The sequence below is a fragment of the Methylophaga sp. UBA3613 genome, from assembly GCF_002375415.1.
GTDB lineage: Bacteria > Pseudomonadota > Gammaproteobacteria > Nitrosococcales > Methylophagaceae > Methylophaga.
In genome coordinates this window covers 246108-263807 of the sequence record NZ_DFLS01000006.1, presented here as the reverse complement: position 1 = coordinate 263807, position 17700 = coordinate 246108, and the positions used below count along the sequence as shown (strand labels likewise).

Here is a 17700-nt window from a genome sequence, read left to right as displayed (position 1 = left end):
ATGCAAGCATCTGACTGGACCGTTTACGGCCAAACCCTTAGTAGTCGTTTATTTATCGGCACGGCGCTTTATCCTTCACCGCAGGTTATGTGTGATGCCATCAAGGCTTCAGGTGCTCAGGTGATTACTGTGTCATTGCGTCGGCAAAGTGCCGGGCAGGCCAATAGTGGTCAGCAATTCTGGAACATGATTGAAGCGCTGGGCTGTCATTTATTACCTAATACCGCGGGTTGTTACAGTGCAGCCGAGGCAATTAAAACAGCCCATATGGCTCGTGAGTTATTTGAAACTGACTGGATCAAACTCGAAGTCTTAGGCGACAGTTTTAACTTGCAACCGGATCCGTTTGCTTTATTGGAAGCGACCAAAACCCTGATTGCTGATGGTTTTAAAGTGTTTCCCTACTGTACTGATGATTTGGTGCTGTGCCAGAAACTGGCTGATGCCGGATGTGAAGTTTTAATGCCCTGGGGGGCACCAATCGGTACTGGACAAGGATTACTCAATCCTTATGCATTGAGAACATTGCGAGAACGCTTACCGGAAATAACGTTACTGGTCGATGCGGGCATCGGCAAACCTTCTGATGCAGTGCAGGCTATGGAACTGGGTTATGACGGCATTCTGTTGAATACCGCCGTGGCCGAAGCACTTGAACCGGCACTTATGGCCGAAGCGTTTAAACAATCCATCAATGCAGGACGACTGGCATTTGAAGCGGGCATTATGCCAAAACGTGATTCCGCCAAGCCCAGTACACCGACGTTAGACCAACCAATCTGGCAGCAACATGGCTGATCATTCACAAAAAGCTATTTTATTAATAGGTGGCATGGATCCTCAAGGTTGTGCTGGTCTGACAGCAGATATTCAAACCGTGAGCCATCATGGCTTTCATCCTGTTCCGTTAATTACCTGTGTAACTGAACAGACACAAAGCGGTATGCGTGCATTAAATCCACTAACGGCTGAGAAATTTCTCAAACAATACGAAAGCTGTATTGTTGATTTTGACATTGCTGCTATCAAAATTGGTTTGATACCTGATTTGGAGATAGCCGAGGCGATTGAACGTATTCTTAAACGTCATGATGTGCCAATAGTGATGGATCCGGTGATGGCGGCTACGAGTGGGGGAAAGCAGGCTACGCCGGAAGTATTGGAGTTTGTGCGTAAATCAGTATTACCAAAAATTACCTTGCTGACACCTAATTTACCTGAGATAGAGTATCTCTCTGAGAATGTCACCGGCTCGGTGGAGAAGCAGGTCCGCCATTTAATTGAAGAAGGATTGTCAGCGTGTCTGGTGAAAGGCGGGCATGGCGATCAAAGTTTTGTCTCGGATTATTTTGCCAATGCGTTTGGCCATTTCTATTGCTATCAACCACGGTTGAATAAAAATGTTCGCGGAACCGGTTGTGTGCTGGCATCCAGTCTGGCGTGTTATCTGGCACAAGGCGAAGATATCCGTGATGCGGTGATTTTATCGCGTAGTTATATCAACCGCGGGATTCGGGAATCGCAGACATTGGGGCCGTATCAGCTGTTTTCTCATCAACAGCAACCGTTTGAACTTCGAGATATTCCACGATTGAGTTATACCCCGGATCTGATTGGAAAAAGTTTTAGTTTTCCCGAATGTCCGGAACGATTGGGAATCTACCCAGTGGTGGATAGTGCGGATTGGGTCAATCGTTTATTAACCATTGGCATCAAAACCATTCAATTGCGGTTGAAACAAACGGATAAAGCTTTTCTGAATGCTGAGATTGCCAGTGCGGTGGATATCTCTCATCAACATAGTGATATTCAGTTTTTTGTGAATGATCACTGGCGTATGGCGATTGATAACGGTGCTTACGGTGTGCATTTGGGACAGGAAGATTTACATGATGCTGATTTGCTGGAAATCGAGCAGTCCGGATTGCGATTAGGGATTTCAACCCATTCGTATTGGGAACTGGCCAGAGCCTTAGCGGTAAACCCCAGTTATATTGCCTTGGGACCGATATTTGAAACTGACAGCAAACAAATGCCATGGCAACCCCAAGGGTTTGATCGGTTAGCAGAATGGATACGCTTATTAGATGGGCATACGCCACTGGTTGCCATTGGCGGGATTGATCTGCCGCGTGCAACGGCGTTACATAAAACCGGGGTGGGGTCAGTGGCAATGATTTCGGCGATTACCAAAGCAACTGATTATCAAAAAGTCACCCATGATTTACTGACGTTATGGCGTCATTCAGCGAATTAAACGTAATTCCGTGCGGCGGTTTTGGGCACGACCTTCAGGTGTTTTATTACTCGCAACAGGCTTGTTATCACGATAGGAATGCGTTTCGATAATACCTTCGTCGATTTCAGCCTGTTCAATCAGAAAGGTTTTCACCACTTGCGCGCGTTTATCTGACAGCTCGGTATTCAGTTCTCTTCGACCAAAACTGTCGGTGTGCGATTCGATAATAATGCGGGTGATGCTGTCATCCACTTTCAGATACTCAGCCAATCGTTTCATCCGTTGAGATGCACTGTTGTCGAGAATGGCTTTCTCCGATTCAAAATACACACTGAATTGCTTTAAATCGTTAAAACTATCCGGGTGCATTTTGTCTGAACATTCCTGAAACTCGCGCATGGCGGGCAGAAATTGCACATTGGATAAAATCACGCTGACCGGTTGAATGCTGGTTTGCGAGGCATATTGCAGTTGAACGAATTGACCTTGTTGCAAAGCTGCCAGCGCTTTTTGCGCCGCATTACCTTCCACCCTGAATTCACGCTGTCCATAGGTGATGGGCAGAGTCACTAACTTTTGTCTGACCTGATCGAACTGCCAGGGCGTGTTGATGATCATCAGTTCAGCAGTGTTTTGCGAAGCGGGATGATCTGCCGTGGAAATAGTAAGCTGCAGCGGCTCACCATTTTCGCGATGAAAAAGGATATCCCCAAAATCCGTAACGTCATGGCTTAAGCTGCAGGAAAGCGGTGATTCTTCAGTCTGCCATTTTGCTTCGTGCACAGCTGATTGATAAACCGTGTCAGCAAAAACGGGAGAGGTAAATAATAAAAATAGTAAAAACTTCATTAGTATTGGATTACGCTGTGTACGTTAACGTCAGTTAGTAAGGAACGGCCATTCAGCCCGGTGATTTCCATCAGGAATGCACAGCCAACCACATTACCACCCAATAACCGGATTAATTCGCAACTGGCCTTGGCGGTGCCACCAGTGGCGAGCACATCATCAACGATTAAAATATTGTCATTTTCTGCCAAGGCATCGGCATGAATTTCCAGGCTGGTTTCACCATATTCCAATTGGTATTCGACCTTATGGGTAGTGTGAGGAAGTTTGCCGGGTTTGCGCAGTGGAATGAATCCGACCTCTAGCATTGAGGCGGCGAGTGAACCAAAAATAAAGCCCCGGGCTTCCATACCAGCGACGGCAGTTATATTAGATTTTCGATAGGGTGCAATCAGCAATTCAACGGCCTGACGCAGTAAGACAGGGGATTGCATTAACGGGGTGATGTCTTTGAATAAAATGCCGGGTTCGGGAAAATCTGCGATATCGCGGATCTTGGTTTTTATCTCGTCCATCTGACGCCTAAATTATTTGAGAAGGAATGGTCACCACCAGTATTATAACGACACTAATTACAACAACTGTAATGCAATTTCCCAGAAATCTTTAGGAGTACAACATTTCGTGATTCACAGATGGCAGAGAGTGCTGGTTTTCGTTCTGTTCAGTTTATTGACCGGTTGTTTTGGCTTTGGTGGTGGAGATAAAGAAGCTGACGATATGCAACCGCGTTTTTATATCGTCGATGTTGATCGAGGTAATGTTGCTGCGGAGTTTGCCCAGAACCGGGTTTTACGCATTAAACCTGTTCGTATAGCACCCCATTATCGCACCGAGAATATTGTGTTTCGTATTGGCGACAATGAATATCAACCGCAGGCAGGACATGTATTGCTTACTGATCCGCAGGTGATGTTTACCTCACAATTACAACGCTGGTTGTCTAAAAGTGGTTTATTCAGTGCTGTCATTACCGATGATTCTCAACCAGCAGATTTAGTGTTGGAAGCGGCAGTCACCAAACTTTATGGTGAAGAGCGCGCCGAGTATCCGCCGCAGGCTGTTTTAGAAATGCAGTTTTTTATGAGTCCGGGCGATGCTGATCGTAGCAAGATGCTGTTTCAAACCGGTTTTCGTGTTGATGCATCGATTGATGAAACAAACCCGCAAACCGTTGTAACTGGCTGGCAAAATGCGCTGGAAGAAATTCTCGCGACGTTGGAGCAGGATTTGAGCGATTATTTTGATAAAGCTGGTACACCCTAGCAGTATCTTATAAACGTGCAGGAAATCGCTCAGAGTGGTAGGATTACTCCTTTGTTATGGTTAGCATCTGTTCGGGTTTTGGCAGCAGAAATTTTTGTCTGAAACTTCAACAAGCTAGGCTTGCTTTTGTTCATTTTGGAAGAATATTAAATGTCTGAGATTGCTCTGGAACTGGACTCGATCAGTATCGAAGATGAAATGAAACAGTCCTACCTCGATTACGCAATGAGCGTTATCGTAGGACGCGCCTTACCGGATGTCCGGGACGGTCTGAAACCTGTTCACCGTCGTGTTTTATATGCCATGCGTGAATTAGGAAACAGTTGGAACAGCCCATACAAAAAATCTGCTCGTATCGTCGGTGACGTTATCGGTAAATATCACCCTCATGGTGATACTGCTGTTTATGACACGATGGTACGTATGGCCCAGCCGTTCTCAATGCGCTATATGCTGGTTGATGGTCAAGGTAACTTTGGTTCAGTCGATGGTGATCCACCTGCCGCGATGCGTTATACCGAAGTGCGTATGGCGAAAATCGCCCATGAAATGCTGGCCGATCTGGACAAGGAAACTGTTGATTTCATCCCTAACTATGATGAATCCGAATCTGAGCCAGCTGTTTTACCCACTAAATTTCCAGCGTTATTGGTCAATGGTTCCTCCGGTATTGCCGTGGGCATGGCGACCAATATTCCGCCACATAACCTGACTGAAATTCTTAATGCCTGTATTGCGATTATTGATGATCCGAGTGTTACTACTCGTGATTTGATGGAATTCGTTCCCGGCCCGGACTTTCCGACTGCCGGTATTATCAACGGTGCCAACGGTATTGCTGAAGCCTATGAAACTGGCCGTGGTCGTGTTTACATGCGTGCTCGCGCCGAAATCGAAACCAATGAAGCCACTGGTCAGCAAAGTATCATTGTCCACGAGCTGCCATATCAGGTTAACAAAGCACGTTTGCTGGAAAAAATCGCCGAGCTGGTCAAAGAGAAAAAAATCGAAGGTATTTCTGCCCTGCGTGATGAATCTGACAAAGATGGCATGCGGATGGTGGTGGTCATTAAACGTGGTGATGTGCCGGAAGTTATTCTGAACAATCTTTATCAGCAAACCCAGTTACAAACGGTGTTTGGTATCAATATGGTGGCGATCGTTGATGGTCAGCCACGTACATTGGGTCTGAAACCGATCCTTGAAGCCTTTATTCGTCATCGCCGTGAAGTGGTTACCCGTCGTTCGATTTATGAACTGCGTAAAGCCCGTGATCGTGCCCATATTTTGGAAGGTCTGGCCACTGCACTGGCCAATATCGATGAAGTTATTGAGCTGATTAAAGCTTCACCTAGCCCGTCTGAAGCCAGAGAAGCCTTGTTATCTCAAGGTTGGCGCAGCGAAATGATTCTGGAAATGCTTGGCGCTGCGGGTGCACAGGCTTCACGTCCAGAAGATTTGGCCGCTGAATTTGGTCTGGTGGAAGGACAATATTATTTATCGCCAGTTCAGGCCCAGGCTATCCTGGATATGCGTCTGCATAGACTGACCGGTCTGGAACAAGACAAAATCCTGCAGGAATACCGTGAAGTTCTCGATCAAATTCGTGACTTGCTGGCTATTTTGAGTGACCCAGACAATCTGATGGCTGTTATCCGTCAGGAATTAGTAGCAATTAATGATGAGTATGGTGATAACCGCCGTACCGAAATTCTGGATACTCATCTGGATCTGACATTGGAAGATCTGATCACTGAAGAAGAGATGGTGGTCACTTTATCGCATGCTGGTTATGCCAAAACACAGCAGTTGGATACCTATCAGGCGCAACGCCGTGGTGGTAAAGGTAAAGCAGCCACTTCAATGAAAGATGAAGATTTCATTGAACATCTGTTTATTGCCAATACGCATGACACTTTATTGTGTTTCTCCAGTACCGGTAAGGTTTACTGGAAGAAAGTTTATGAATTACCACAAGGTGGCCGTACGGCCCGTGGTAAACCGATTGTGAACTTGCTGCCTCTGGAAGAAAACGAACGTATCAATGCGGTATTGCCTATTCGTGAGTTTGAAGCCGATAAATTTATCTTTATGGCAACTGCTAGTGGCACGGTCAAGAAAACGCCATTAGTCGATTATTCTCGTCCACGCGCCAACGGTATTATTGCGGTCGATCTGAAAGACGATGACAAACTGGTTGGGGTGGCATTAACGGATGGTGAGTCCGATGTCATGCTGTTTAGCAGCAATGGCAAAGTTATCCGTTTCCCTGAAACCGATGTTCGCTCAATGGGCCGTGTATCCCGTGGTGTTCGTGGTATGCGTCTGGCCGATGGTGAACAGATCATTTCGTTGATTATTGCTCAGCAGGAAGGTGCCATTCTGACCGCAACCGAGTTCGGTTACGGTAAACGCACCAACCTGGAAGAATATCGTGTCCAGGGTCGTGGTGGTCAGGGCATTATTTCAATCCAGACTTCTGCACGTAACGGTCAGGTCGTCGGTGCAGTACAAGTCTGTGACGAAGATCAGATCATGTTGATTACCAATGGCGGTACGCTGGTCCGTACACCTGTTAAACATGTTTCTCTGGTAGGACGTAATACTCAGGGTGTACGTCTGATTAATCTCAGTAATGAAGAAAAACTGGTGGGTCTGGAACGCGTTATTGAAGATGAAGATCAAGATATCGACGATCTGCCACACACTGATGATTTAACGGAAGAATAAGCACTTTGAGAGCCTATAACTTTAGTGCCGGCCCAGCGATGTTGCCGGACGATGTAATGCTGACTGCTCAGCAGGAAATGCTGGACTGGCATGGTACCGGTATGTCGGTGATGGAAATGAGTCACCGAGGTCCTGAATATACCTCGATCGCTGAACAGGCTGAAGCCGACTTACGTGAATTGATGGGGATTTCGGATGATTATGCCGTGCTGTTTTTACAGGGCGGTGCGTCCAGCCAGTTTTCGATGATTCCGATGAATCTGCTTAATGGCAAATCACATGCGGATTACTTTAATACCGGCGCCTGGTCGGAAAAAGCCATTACCGAAGCCGGTCGTTACACTAAAGTAAATGTGGTTGCTGATGCCAAACCATCGCATTACCGGACCATACCCGATGAGTCTGAATGGCAGTTATCGGATAATGCCGCTTATGTGCATTACACGCCAAATGAAACGATTCATGGAATCGAGTTTGCAGATATTCCTGAAGTAGGGGATACCCCATTAATTGCGGATATGTCGTCAACCATTCTGTCGCGTCCGGTTGATGTGAATCGTTTTGGGCTGATTTACGCTGGTGCTCAAAAAAATATTGGTCCTGCAGGACTGTGTATTGTTATTGTACGTAAAGATTTGATTGGTAAAACCTTGCCGGGAACACCTGTGATGTTTGACTACAAAGTTCATGCGGACAATGGCTCAATGTATAACACACCGGCAACTTACAGCTGGTACCTTGCTGGTTTAGTTTTTCAGTGGCTGAAAAAGAAGGGTGGTTTAGAGGGCATGGCTGAAATCAATCAGCGAAAAGCCACTAAACTCTATGCCGCGATTGATGGCAGTGATTTTTATGCCAATCCGGTTGATATTCGCTATCGCTCATGGATGAATATTCCCTTTACACTGGCAAACAGCGATCTGGATAAACAGTTTCTAGCGGATGCAGCCAAAGAAGGCTTGCTCACACTTAAGGGGCATCGTGATTTGGGCGGAATGCGTGCCAGCATCTATAACGCTATGCCTGAAGCCGGGGTTGATAAACTGATATGGTTTATGTCTGAATTTGAGCGCAGGTTTGGTTAAACATGTCCGAGAAAAAAGCTCTTCAAGCCGTTCGTGAGCAGATTGATAAAGTCGATAAGCAACTTCAGGACTTATTAAACGAACGCACGGCACTAGCGCATCAGGTTGCAGAAATAAAACAGCAATCCGGCGAACAAGCAGATTTTTATCGCCCTGAACGTGAAGCGATGATTTTACGTCAGGTAATGGAACGTAATGTAGGCCCGCTATCTGATAAAGAGATGGCCAGATTATTCCGCGAAATCATGTCAGCTTGTCTGGCCGCAGAAAAACCATTACGTATTGCCTATCTTGGACCGGAAGGCTCGTTTACTCAGGCCGCTGCTTTAAAACATTTTGGCGGATCTGCAGAACTTCATCCGGTGAGTACTATTGCCAACGTTTTCAGTGCTGTTGAAACAGAATATGCCTGTTACGGAGTGGTGCCAGTTGAAAATTCTACTGAAGGTATGGTCAATCATACTTTGGACAGATTTGTCAGTTCACCCTTAAAAATCAATGGTGAAGTGACACTTCCGATACATCACTACCTGTTGAGTAATGCTGCACAGCTTGCTGATATTAAAAAGGTTTATGCCCACCCACAGGCGCTGGCTCAATGCCGTCAGTGGTTAGGTGATCAATTGGTCCAGGCTGAACTGATTCCTCTGGACAGCAACTCCGAAGCAGCAAAACGTGTTGCTGAAATGAATCATGATAGTGCAGCAATTGCGGCCAGCACGGCAGCAGAAATTTATGGATTAAAAGTCCTGGCCAGCAATATTGAAGATGAAGCGGGCAACACAACGCGGTTTCTGGTCATTGGTCGTCAGCATGTGGGACCGTCAGGTGTGGATAAAACCGCATTGTTGGTCTCCACAAAAAATAAACCGGGTGCATTACAAAACTTACTGAAACCTTTAGCTGACAAAGGCATTAGTATGAGTCGAATTGAATCCCGACCTTCACGTAAGGGCATCTGGGAATACGTCTTTTTTATTGATATTGACGGTCATTGTGAGGATCCGACGGTTGCCAGTGCATTACAGGAACTGGAGTCGGAATCTTCTGTTTTCCGCGTTTTAGGTTCTTATCCAAAGGCAGTGTTGTAAATGACCAAACTGGTATTAGCCAATCCACGAGGTTTCTGTGCCGGAGTCGATCGGGCCATTGAAATTGTAGAGCGTGCTCTGGAGTTGTTCGGAGCACCGATCTATGTTCGCCATGAAGTTGTGCATAATCGTACCGTGGTCGAAGACTTACGCAACAAAGGTGCAATTTTCATTGAAGAATTAGCCGATGTACCAGATAACAGTACATTGATTTTCAGTGCACATGGTGTTTCCAAAGCCGTTCAGGAAGAGGGCAAACAACGTGGCCTGAAAGTGTTTGATGCAACTTGTCCGTTAGTCACCAAAGTTCACCTTGAAGTCGCCAAACATGAAAAAGTTGCCCGTGAATGTATTCTGATTGGGCATGCCGGTCATCCCGAAGTCGAAGGTACAATGGGTCAATATACTGCTGATCCAACAGCGATGTATCTGGTTGAATCACCAGAAGATGTCGCTAAATTAACAGTCAAAGATCCCAATAACCTTTCGTTTGTCACTCAAACCACTTTATCGGTTGATGATACCAGGCTGGTGATTGATGCTTTGCGTGAACGCTTTCCAAACATCACTGGTCCTGGTAAAGATGATATTTGCTATGCGACACAGAATCGTCAGGATGCAGTAAAACGTCTGGCCGAAAATTGCGATCTGGTGCTGGTAGTAGGGTCCATAAATAGTTCAAACTCTAACAGACTCAAAGAGTTGGCGACGAAACTTGGCACAGAATCTTATCTGATTGATGATGCCAATGAAATTGATGAAAACTGGTTAAAAGATAAAAAACAAATCGGTTTAACTGCTGGAGCTTCAGCCCCGGAATCGTTGGTTCAGGCTGTGGTGGATAAGCTGAAAATGTTGGGTGTTGACGCGATTATTGAAGATAAAGGTCAAATCGAAAATATTGCTTTTTCTTTACCGAAAGCACTTAAAGTAGATATTTCCAGCCTCAGAAAATCAACTTAAGGACAGCCATGCCCTTTCTGCCGGTATTCCTGTGGACCGACATTCTGATTTTTCTTCTGCTCGCTGTTATTACTGCCGGCATATTCTATCTTCGTAGCAAACCACATTTACGTTCCCCCTGGATAACGGTAATGCAACGTAAGCGTGGTGTTATCTCGATAATTATTCTGCTCAGTTACGTCACCATTGGCTTTCTGGACTCATTACATTTTCGAGTCGCACTGGATTCGGAAACAACCGAACAGCAACATTATTCAACTGAAGTGCTCAGTGTGCTTGACTGGATGGTTACGCCGATTCGCACCCAGGTTGAAAAAACCTATTCTGCCCCGTTTGCTACGCATTTATTTGTCAAAGAAATGCAGATTATTCAGGGAGGGCAGCTGGAATACAGCTATCCAGAACTGAAATACTCCGCAAAGCATCTGCAATCTGAATCTGAAAAGTGGACAGATATCGCTTCAAGCGTAGCCAAGAGTACAGCCGCAGCGATTTTGTTAATGCTGCTGATCATGGCTATTTACATTTTCTATCGGAAAACACGTTACCAACAAGATATATTTGCCGAGCTGAAGCGAGTAATACGCGGCGATTCGGATTATCCGATACGTACCTTTTATCTGATGCTTTTTATGCTTATCTGGCTGAGTATCACCTTAATTGTTTTAAGCCAGAATTATCATGTATTTGGAACAGATAAAGTTGGTCAGAGTGTGCTTTATCAGGCTTTGAAAAGTATCCGAACGGGGCTGGCAATTGGCACTTTGACCACCTTGATAATGTTGCCGCTGGCGATTTTTTTAGGCATCAGTGCCGGCTATTTCAAAGGCTGGATTGATGATCTCATCCAGTACATTTACACCACATTGAATTCCATACCGGGAGTGTTATTGATTGCTGCAGCCGTTTTGATGTTACAGGTTTATATCAATAACCATCCTGACAGTTTTGCCACCGTGGCCGAGCGGGCCGATCTGCGGTTACTGTTTCTCTGTCTGATTCTTGGCGTCACCAGCTGGACAGGTTTATGTCGAATTCTGCGTGGTGAAACATTAAAACTGCGTGAAGCAGAATATGTACTGGCAGCCAGATCATTGGGTGTAAGTGGTTTCAATATCCTGCATCGACATATTCTGCCCAATCTTATGCATATTGTGTTGATTACTGTGGTACTGGATTTCAGTGGTCTGGTACTGGCTGAAGCGGTGTTGTCATATGTTGGTGTAGGTGTTGATCCTTCCATGATTAGCTGGGGCAATATGATTAACAGTGCCCGACTGGAAATGGCTAGAGAACCAGTGGTCTGGTGGTCGTTAACTGCCGCCTTTATCTCGATGTTTATACTGGTGCTGGCAGCTAATCTATTTGCTGATGTGGTACGCGATGCCTTTGACCCACGAATGCAGAAAGCACGATGACCTCGCCAGTCTTATTAGAAGTTACTGGCCTTAGAACCTGGTTTGATAGCAAAGATCAGCCTTATAAAGCCGTTGATGGTATTGATTTTCGTATTCATCAGGGTGAAACCTTCACCTTATTAGGTGAGTCAGGCTGTGGCAAATCCATCAGTGCATTATCTTTAATGCGGTTAAATCCCTACCCTGCCAGCCGAATTGTGGCCGGTGAAGTCAAGTTAGATGGAGAGGATCTGCTTAAACTTTCTGAAGCGAACATGGAATCCATTCGCGGCAGACGTGTTGCGATGATTTTTCAGGAGCCGCAAAGCTCGTTGAATCCGGTATTAACAATTGGTCAACAAATCGGTGAAACGCTGCGTTGGCATTTCAAACTCTCTTCACAAGAAGTACAGAAGAGAAGCCTTAAATTACTGGATTCGGTAGGAATTCCAGATCCATTACGCCGTTTGAAAGATTATCCGCATCAATTATCCGGTGGGATGAAACAACGGGTGATGATTGCGATGGCGCTGGCTGGCGAACCCGAATTACTGATTGCTGACGAGCCAACAACGGCATTGGATGTGACAATTCAGGCGCAGATCCTGGATTTACTCAAACAAATTCAGCGTGATACGGGTATGGCGATTTTGCTCATCACTCATGATCTTGGTGTGGCTGCCCAAATGGCCGATCAGATTGCTGTTATGTATGCCGGACAAATCGTTGAACAGGCTGACAGGCAGACGTTTTTTGACAGTCCTCAGCATCCTTATTCACAGAAATTATTTGAAGCATTACCTAGTGAGCAGAAACGTGAACAGCGCCTGACGGTGATTAAAGGCAATGTTCCGCCGTTGAATCAGCATTTTGTCGGCTGTCGTTTTGCTGATCGATGTGATCATGCCTGGGATCATTGTCAGCAACATGAACCACGGTGGATTGAGAGCAATCAAGCCGGGGTTCGATGTCACTTATACGACTCTGCTGTAGTGTCATCGAAAGTGGAGACTAAAAAACCATTACATGCATCCCATCTGTCGGATGTGGTTCCTTCACAGGTACATGCGCTTGATGTCAGAGGGTTGAAAGTTCATTTCCCCATTCGCAAAGGCATCCTGCAACGTCAGGTAGGCCAGATTAAAGCTGTGGATGGGGTTAATCTCAGCATACATAACGCTGAGACACTGGCGTTAGTCGGAGAGTCTGGTTGTGGCAAAACTACGGTAGGAAAGGGCATTCTGCAATTGGTCAGGGTGACCGCGGGTGAAGTACGTTTTCAGGGAAAAGTCTTAAACAGACTCTCGCAACGTGAATTAAAACCTTATCGTGGTGAACTGCAGATCATTTTTCAGGATCCATTTTCCTCAATGAATCCACGGATGACCGTTGAGCAGATTATTGAAGAGGCGATCAGTGCTACTGAGATTCGAAAAGATCCGAAAGCAAAGTCCAGTCACATTGATTCCTTGCTGGAACGTGTTGGTTTAAGGCCTGATATTCGCCATCGTTATCCACATGAATTTTCTGGTGGACAACGCCAAAGAATATGTATTGCCCGGGCTTTGGCGACAGAGCCTGAACTGATTATCTGTGATGAACCTACCAGCGCACTGGATGTATCTGTTCAGGCACAGATCCTGAATTTACTACGCGATATTCAGCATGAATTTGGCCTGTCATTTCTGTTTATTACCCATAATATCGGTGTAGTCGATTATCTCGCCCATCGCGTTGCCGTAATGTATCTGGGTAGAATAGTGGAGCAGGGCAGTCGTCAGCAAGTACTGGATTCGCCGAAACATCCTTATACGCAGGCTTTATTGGCAGCGGTTCCGGACATTGGCAAGCAGGCCATACAGGTTGCGGTAAAAGGTGAATTGCCTTCACCTGCCAACCCTCCTGCAGGATGTCACTTTCATCAGCGCTGCCCACATGTAATGCCCATTTGCCATGAGCAATATCCCCCAACTACCGTGCTGGAAAATGGGCATCAGGTGAATTGTTTTTTATATGAAGAGAATGAAGATGGACAAACAGACCCAAACTGAACTTGAAGCTGCCGCTTTTCGCAGATTAGTTGCGCACTTACAGGAACGAAAAGATGTGCAGAATATTGATTTAATGAATCTGGCCGGGTTTTGCCGTAATTGCCTTTCAAAATGGTATCTGGCAGCGGCAGAAGAGCAGGGCGTGGCCATGGACTATGATGCAGCCCGTGAGCATGTTTATGGCATGTCTTATGAAGAATGGAAACAGAAATATCAGAAATAAAGTTTAGAACAAGGCAAGTTGCCAGCCAACATATTACTGTTTGCTGGCATTTTCTCTAAGCACTTTCGCCAGTGCTTTGGTTTTGTCATCCACAATGATTTGGTTTGCTGGCATCAATTTGATGCTGGTGATAGTTATCTTGAGCTGGCGCACGTAATTACGGCAGTTATGACAAATAAATAAATGCAGCTTGAATGCCATACGTTGCCGAAATGACAGATCTTTATCCAGATAGTCACTGGCAAGTTGTTCAATTTGGCGGCATTTAAGCATGTTAATCATTATCCTGATACTGAGCGATTTTCTGTTGAATTGCAGAGCGTGCACGATGTAGCAACACTCTTGCATTAGACGCAGAGAGGTCGAGAATATTACAAATTTCCGACATTGATTCACCTTCCAGATCATACAAGCTCAATACTGCTTGCTGTTGTGGTGGCAGTTGTTCAAAAGTCTTGCTGATGATATCGCTGAGTTGGTCGTTGGCCAGAATGGCTTCAGGTGTTTCAAGTTCCCACTGCGAAACCGGTTCTTGCCAATGACCAGTATGATCAAAACGATCTGCGGTTTCTTTTTCCTGCCAGTTTTCATCCAGCGAAACCTGACGTTTTTCTCTGCGAAGTCTGGTTTTGGCGGCATTGGCTGTGATTTGAATCAGCCAGGTATTCAGGCTGCTGCGACCGGCAAATTCACTCAATGACCGAATGGCTGACATCCAGGCATCCTGAGCAATCTCTTCTGCGAAGGCTTCCCCTATAATAGCTTTGGCAATGGTTACCATTCTTGGATGATAGAGTGCTACAGCTGTTTCAAAAGCGGTTGAGTCACCTTCAAGCATGGCATCAATTAATGCGGCATCATTTTCGTAGAAGTGCGAATCACGCTTGTCTGTCATGTTTGTTAATGAATCCTGACGCCAGCAGCCTAGTCTAATGCCTCAAATGTATAGGCCTTACGAAACAGCTGATATTAATAACGGATGCATCTTGTGCCTGCAAGTAAAAAAGTTTGTGGTCGATCATTCGAAGTGCATTTTATGTATGGTGATCGACTTAGTGAATTCGATAACGAAAGGCAGCAATCAAAAAATGTTTTTTGACTAAAAAGACAGGTGTTTTTCAGAAAATCGCATAAAAGTTTGTAACAAATGATTTGCTGGTCAGTCTATGTCAACAAGCCCGGTTATGAAAGTCGGGTTAATCATGTGACTCAATACATAAGGAATTTAAACATGGCTATGAACAAAAAAACTTCTATCGCATTGGCTGCCAGTGCAGCGATGACTGCAGGTCTGGCTTTTTCACCAATTGCTGCTGCAGATAGCAATCCATTCCAATCAACCGAATTAAGTCATGGATACATGCAATTGGCTAAACATCACGAAGAAGGGAAATGTGGCGAAGCCAAGTGTGGTGAAGACAGTAAAAAAGATGCTGAAGGCAAATGCGGTGAAGCCAAATGTGGCGAAGACAGCAAAAAAGATGCTGAAGGCAAATGTGGTGAAGCAAAATGCGGTAATAAATAATCCGGTATTTGTGATTCATATTAAAAACAGGGGCTGCAAGCCCCTGTTTTTCTTCTAGGGACAACCACTATGATCCAGTTGTTAAAAAACTTACAGTGGTCATTGAATACCACGCGTAAAGTGGACTTTTTGGCGCCTTTATTATTGAGAGCTTACCTGATACCGGTTTTCTGGGTAGCTGCCAATAACAAATGGAATCCATTCAATCCCGAGAGTTCATTACAAAGCACCATAGACTGGTTTGCTAATCCGGACTGGGGATTGGGGTTACCGTTTCCTGAGCTGATGGCTTATATGGCTTGGGGAGCAGAGTATTTTGGCGCTATTTTATTATTGTTGGGACTTGCCGTGCGCTGGGTCAGCATTCCATTGATGATTACCATGCTGGTTGCTGCGTTCAGTGTGCACTGGAAAAACGGCTGGCAAGCAATTCATGATCCGATGAGTGCATTTGCTGCTGAAAACGCGGCGGAAGCGATAGATCGTTTGGACCGGGCCAAATCAATCCTTCAGGAATATGGAAATTATAGCTGGCTGACGGAACATGGCAGCTTTGTTGTACTCAATAATGGTATAGAGTTTGCCGCAACCTATTTTGTGATGTTGCTGGCATTGTTCTTTATCGGGGCTGGTCGATATATCAGTATTGATTACTGGTTAGCCAAACGTTATATGGCAAATGAGGTGCATCATGTGGATTCGTAAAAAACATTCGTGGGATATTCCTGAGTCAGAAGTCACGGACTATCAGGTCTATTTGAACCGTCGACAATTTATTAATGGTGCAGCGGGATTGGCTGCAGCAAGTGCAATGCCACTGAGTTTCGCTGCTAAAGCACCAACCGGAGAAGCTTTTACTGATTTGCAGCAAAGCGATTTTTCCACTGAGGAAAAAACAACGACATATGAATCTATTACCACCTATAACAATTTCTATGAATTTGGCACTGACAAGGAATCACCCTCGGCATTAGCTGCCGATTTTCCTGATCGCAGCGAGCCATGGATGATTACTGTGGATGGTGAGTGCGATAAACCAGGTAAATATGATTACAGTGAGCTAATCAAAACCCAGACATTGGAAGAGCGTATTTATCGTCTGCGTTGTGTTGAAGGCTGGTCGATGGTGATTCCCTGGGTAGGTTTTCCGTTAGCCGAAATCCTTAAACAGGCTCAACCCAACTCCAAAGCCAAATTTGTTGAGTTTACCACGTTGTATGATCCTGAGCAGATGCCGGGACAACGTCGTCGCGTGTTAAATTGGCCTTATCGTGAAGGATTGCGCATGGATGAAGCCATGCATCCTCTAACGTTGCTGGCTGTTGGTTTGTATGGCCGTGAAATGCCGGGGCAAAACGGGGCGCCGATCCGTCTGGTGGTACCGTGGAAATATGGTTTTAAAAGCATCAAATCCATCGTGCGGATCCGTTTTGTTGAAGAAATGCCATTAACCGCCTGGGTTCAGGCTAATGCCGGTGAGTATGGTTTTTATTCAAATGTAAACCCGGATGTGAACCATCCACGCTGGAGCCAGCGACGGGAAAGACGCATTGGTGAGTTTCTTAAACGAGAAACGCTGATGTTCAATGGCTATGGAGACGAAGTCGCAGAGCTGTATAGCGGCATGGATCTTAAACGATATTTCTGATGCAAAAACATATCACCAGTCTGAAACGGCTGGTTTTTATCATTTCGTTATTACCGCTTAGCTGGCTGATCTATGCATTGCTGACCGATCAGCTGGGTGCTAATCCTATAGAAGCGGTAACTCGGGACACCGGCGTATGGGCATTGCGCTTTATTATGGTGACTTTGTTGATATCACCGCTACGTAAACTGACGGGTATCAATCACTTTATCCGCTTTCGCCGAATGCTGGGACTTTTTGCTTTCTTTTATGCCAGCGTGCATATGCTGCTGTATCTCGGACTGGACCAGTTTTTTGATGTACAGGAGATATGGCTGGATATTGTTAAACGTCCTTTTATAACCATTGGTTTTATCAGCTTTGTCTTGCTGATTCCATTAACGGTTACCTCTACCGACAAGATGATGAAACGCCTTGGTGGTCGTCGCTGGAAAAAATTACATTATTTAATTTATCTTATTGTCGTGCTTTCTTGTGTGCATTTTTATATGCTGGTCAAGCAAGATAAAACTGAACCATTAATTTATTTTTTCATTGCTATCCTGTTGCTTGGCTTCAGGGTATTCAGCCAGCGCAGGCGTAGTCAATCAACCGCTTCATAAAGCTTATTTAACCGGCTTTTACAGCAGTTTT

Annotated in this window: 18 protein-coding genes; 14 read left to right on the top strand and 4 right to left on the bottom strand. The window is 45.3% G+C overall.

What is annotated here, in order from left to right; genetic code table 11:
- Window positions 1–798, top strand: a complete 798-nt coding sequence (locus B3S93_RS07500) for a thiazole synthase (RefSeq protein ID WP_292399126.1) — start codon at window positions 1–3, stop codon at window positions 796–798.
- On the top strand, window positions 791–2257 hold the full coding sequence (thiE, locus tag B3S93_RS07495; RefSeq protein ID WP_292399123.1) for a thiamine phosphate synthase: 1467 nt from the start codon (window positions 791–793) through the stop codon (window positions 2255–2257). The genes B3S93_RS07500 and thiE overlap by 8 nt, the downstream gene beginning before the upstream one ends.
- On the opposite strand, the gene B3S93_RS07490 is transcribed toward thiE, so the two are convergent.
- Entirely contained in the window at window positions 2246–3088 is an 843-nt protein-coding gene (locus B3S93_RS07490) for an OmpA family protein (protein ID WP_292399120.1), read from the bottom strand. The two genes, thiE and B3S93_RS07490, sit on opposite strands and share 12 nt — an antisense overlap.
- Entirely contained in the window at window positions 3088–3603 is a 516-nt protein-coding gene (locus B3S93_RS07485) for an adenine phosphoribosyltransferase (RefSeq protein ID WP_292357324.1), read from the bottom strand. Before B3S93_RS07485 ends, B3S93_RS07490 begins: the two co-directional genes overlap by 1 nt.
- Before the next feature lie 109 nt (window positions 3604–3712).
- On the opposite strand from B3S93_RS07485, the gene B3S93_RS07480 reads away from it, so the two are divergent.
- The 8 genes from B3S93_RS07480 to B3S93_RS07445 all read left to right on the top strand — a co-directional run bounded on the left by B3S93_RS07480 (window position 3713) and on the right by B3S93_RS07445 (window position 13894).
- On the top strand, window positions 3713–4354 hold the full coding sequence (locus tag B3S93_RS07480; RefSeq protein WP_292399116.1) for an ABC-type transport auxiliary lipoprotein family protein: 642 nt from the start codon (window positions 3713–3715) through the stop codon (window positions 4352–4354).
- Between the two features lie 150 nt (window positions 4355–4504).
- Window positions 4505–7084 (top strand): DNA gyrase subunit A, encoded by a 2580-nt coding sequence (gene gyrA / locus B3S93_RS07475; RefSeq protein WP_292357320.1) that lies wholly within the window; start codon window positions 4505–4507, stop codon window positions 7082–7084.
- 5 nt (window positions 7085–7089) lie between these two features.
- Complete coding sequence (gene serC, locus B3S93_RS07470; protein ID WP_292399113.1) at window positions 7090–8169, top strand: 3-phosphoserine/phosphohydroxythreonine transaminase; 1080 nt, start codon at window positions 7090–7092, stop codon at window positions 8167–8169.
- A 2-nt stretch (window positions 8170–8171) separates the two neighbouring features.
- Complete coding sequence (gene pheA, locus B3S93_RS07465; protein ID WP_292399111.1) at window positions 8172–9260, top strand: prephenate dehydratase; 1089 nt, start codon at window positions 8172–8174, stop codon at window positions 9258–9260.
- Complete coding sequence (ispH, locus tag B3S93_RS07460) at window positions 9261–10223, top strand: 4-hydroxy-3-methylbut-2-enyl diphosphate reductase (RefSeq protein ID WP_292357315.1); 963 nt, start codon at window positions 9261–9263, stop codon at window positions 10221–10223.
- Between the two features lie 8 nt (window positions 10224–10231).
- Entirely contained in the window at window positions 10232–11641 is a 1410-nt protein-coding gene (locus B3S93_RS07455) for an ABC transporter permease (RefSeq protein WP_292399108.1), read from the top strand.
- On the top strand, window positions 11638–13671 hold the full coding sequence (locus B3S93_RS07450; protein WP_292399105.1) for an ABC transporter ATP-binding protein: 2034 nt from the start codon (window positions 11638–11640) through the stop codon (window positions 13669–13671). The genes B3S93_RS07455 and B3S93_RS07450 overlap by 4 nt, the downstream gene beginning before the upstream one ends.
- On the top strand, window positions 13649–13894 hold the full coding sequence (locus tag B3S93_RS07445; RefSeq protein WP_292357309.1) for a DUF1244 domain-containing protein: 246 nt from the start codon (window positions 13649–13651) through the stop codon (window positions 13892–13894). Before B3S93_RS07450 ends, B3S93_RS07445 begins: the two co-directional genes overlap by 23 nt.
- A gap of 33 nt (window positions 13895–13927) precedes the next feature.
- Here the strand turns inward: B3S93_RS07445 and B3S93_RS07440 are convergent, their stop codons facing one another.
- A complete protein-coding gene (locus B3S93_RS07440) occupies window positions 13928–14167 on the bottom strand; it encodes a zf-HC2 domain-containing protein (RefSeq protein WP_292357307.1) in 240 nt (79 codons plus the stop codon).
- Window position 14168: 1 nt separating this feature from the next.
- Entirely contained in the window at window positions 14169–14789 is a 621-nt protein-coding gene (locus tag B3S93_RS07435) for an RNA polymerase sigma factor (RefSeq protein WP_292357305.1), read from the bottom strand.
- 336 nt (window positions 14790–15125) lie between these two features.
- Between B3S93_RS07435 and B3S93_RS07430 the strand changes: the two genes are divergently transcribed.
- The 4 genes from B3S93_RS07430 to B3S93_RS07415 all read left to right on the top strand — a co-directional run bounded on the left by B3S93_RS07430 (window position 15126) and on the right by B3S93_RS07415 (window position 17669).
- Window positions 15126–15419 carry a low-complexity protein gene (locus tag B3S93_RS07430; protein ID WP_292357303.1) on the top strand — a complete coding sequence of 98 codons (294 nt, stop codon included), beginning with the start codon at window positions 15126–15128 and terminating at the stop codon, window positions 15417–15419.
- Between the two features lie 69 nt (window positions 15420–15488).
- Window positions 15489–16124: a DoxX family protein gene (locus tag B3S93_RS07425; RefSeq protein WP_292357301.1), complete on the top strand. Its 636-nt coding sequence runs from the start codon at window positions 15489–15491 to the stop codon at window positions 16122–16124.
- Window positions 16111–17067 (top strand): protein-methionine-sulfoxide reductase catalytic subunit MsrP, encoded by a 957-nt coding sequence (gene msrP / locus B3S93_RS07420; RefSeq protein ID WP_292357299.1) that lies wholly within the window; start codon window positions 16111–16113, stop codon window positions 17065–17067. Before B3S93_RS07425 ends, msrP begins: the two co-directional genes overlap by 14 nt.
- Entirely contained in the window at window positions 17067–17669 is a 603-nt protein-coding gene (locus tag B3S93_RS07415; RefSeq protein ID WP_292399102.1) for a sulfite oxidase heme-binding subunit YedZ, read from the top strand. The genes msrP and B3S93_RS07415 overlap by 1 nt, the downstream gene beginning before the upstream one ends.
- Window positions 17670–17700 lie beyond the last annotated feature (31 nt).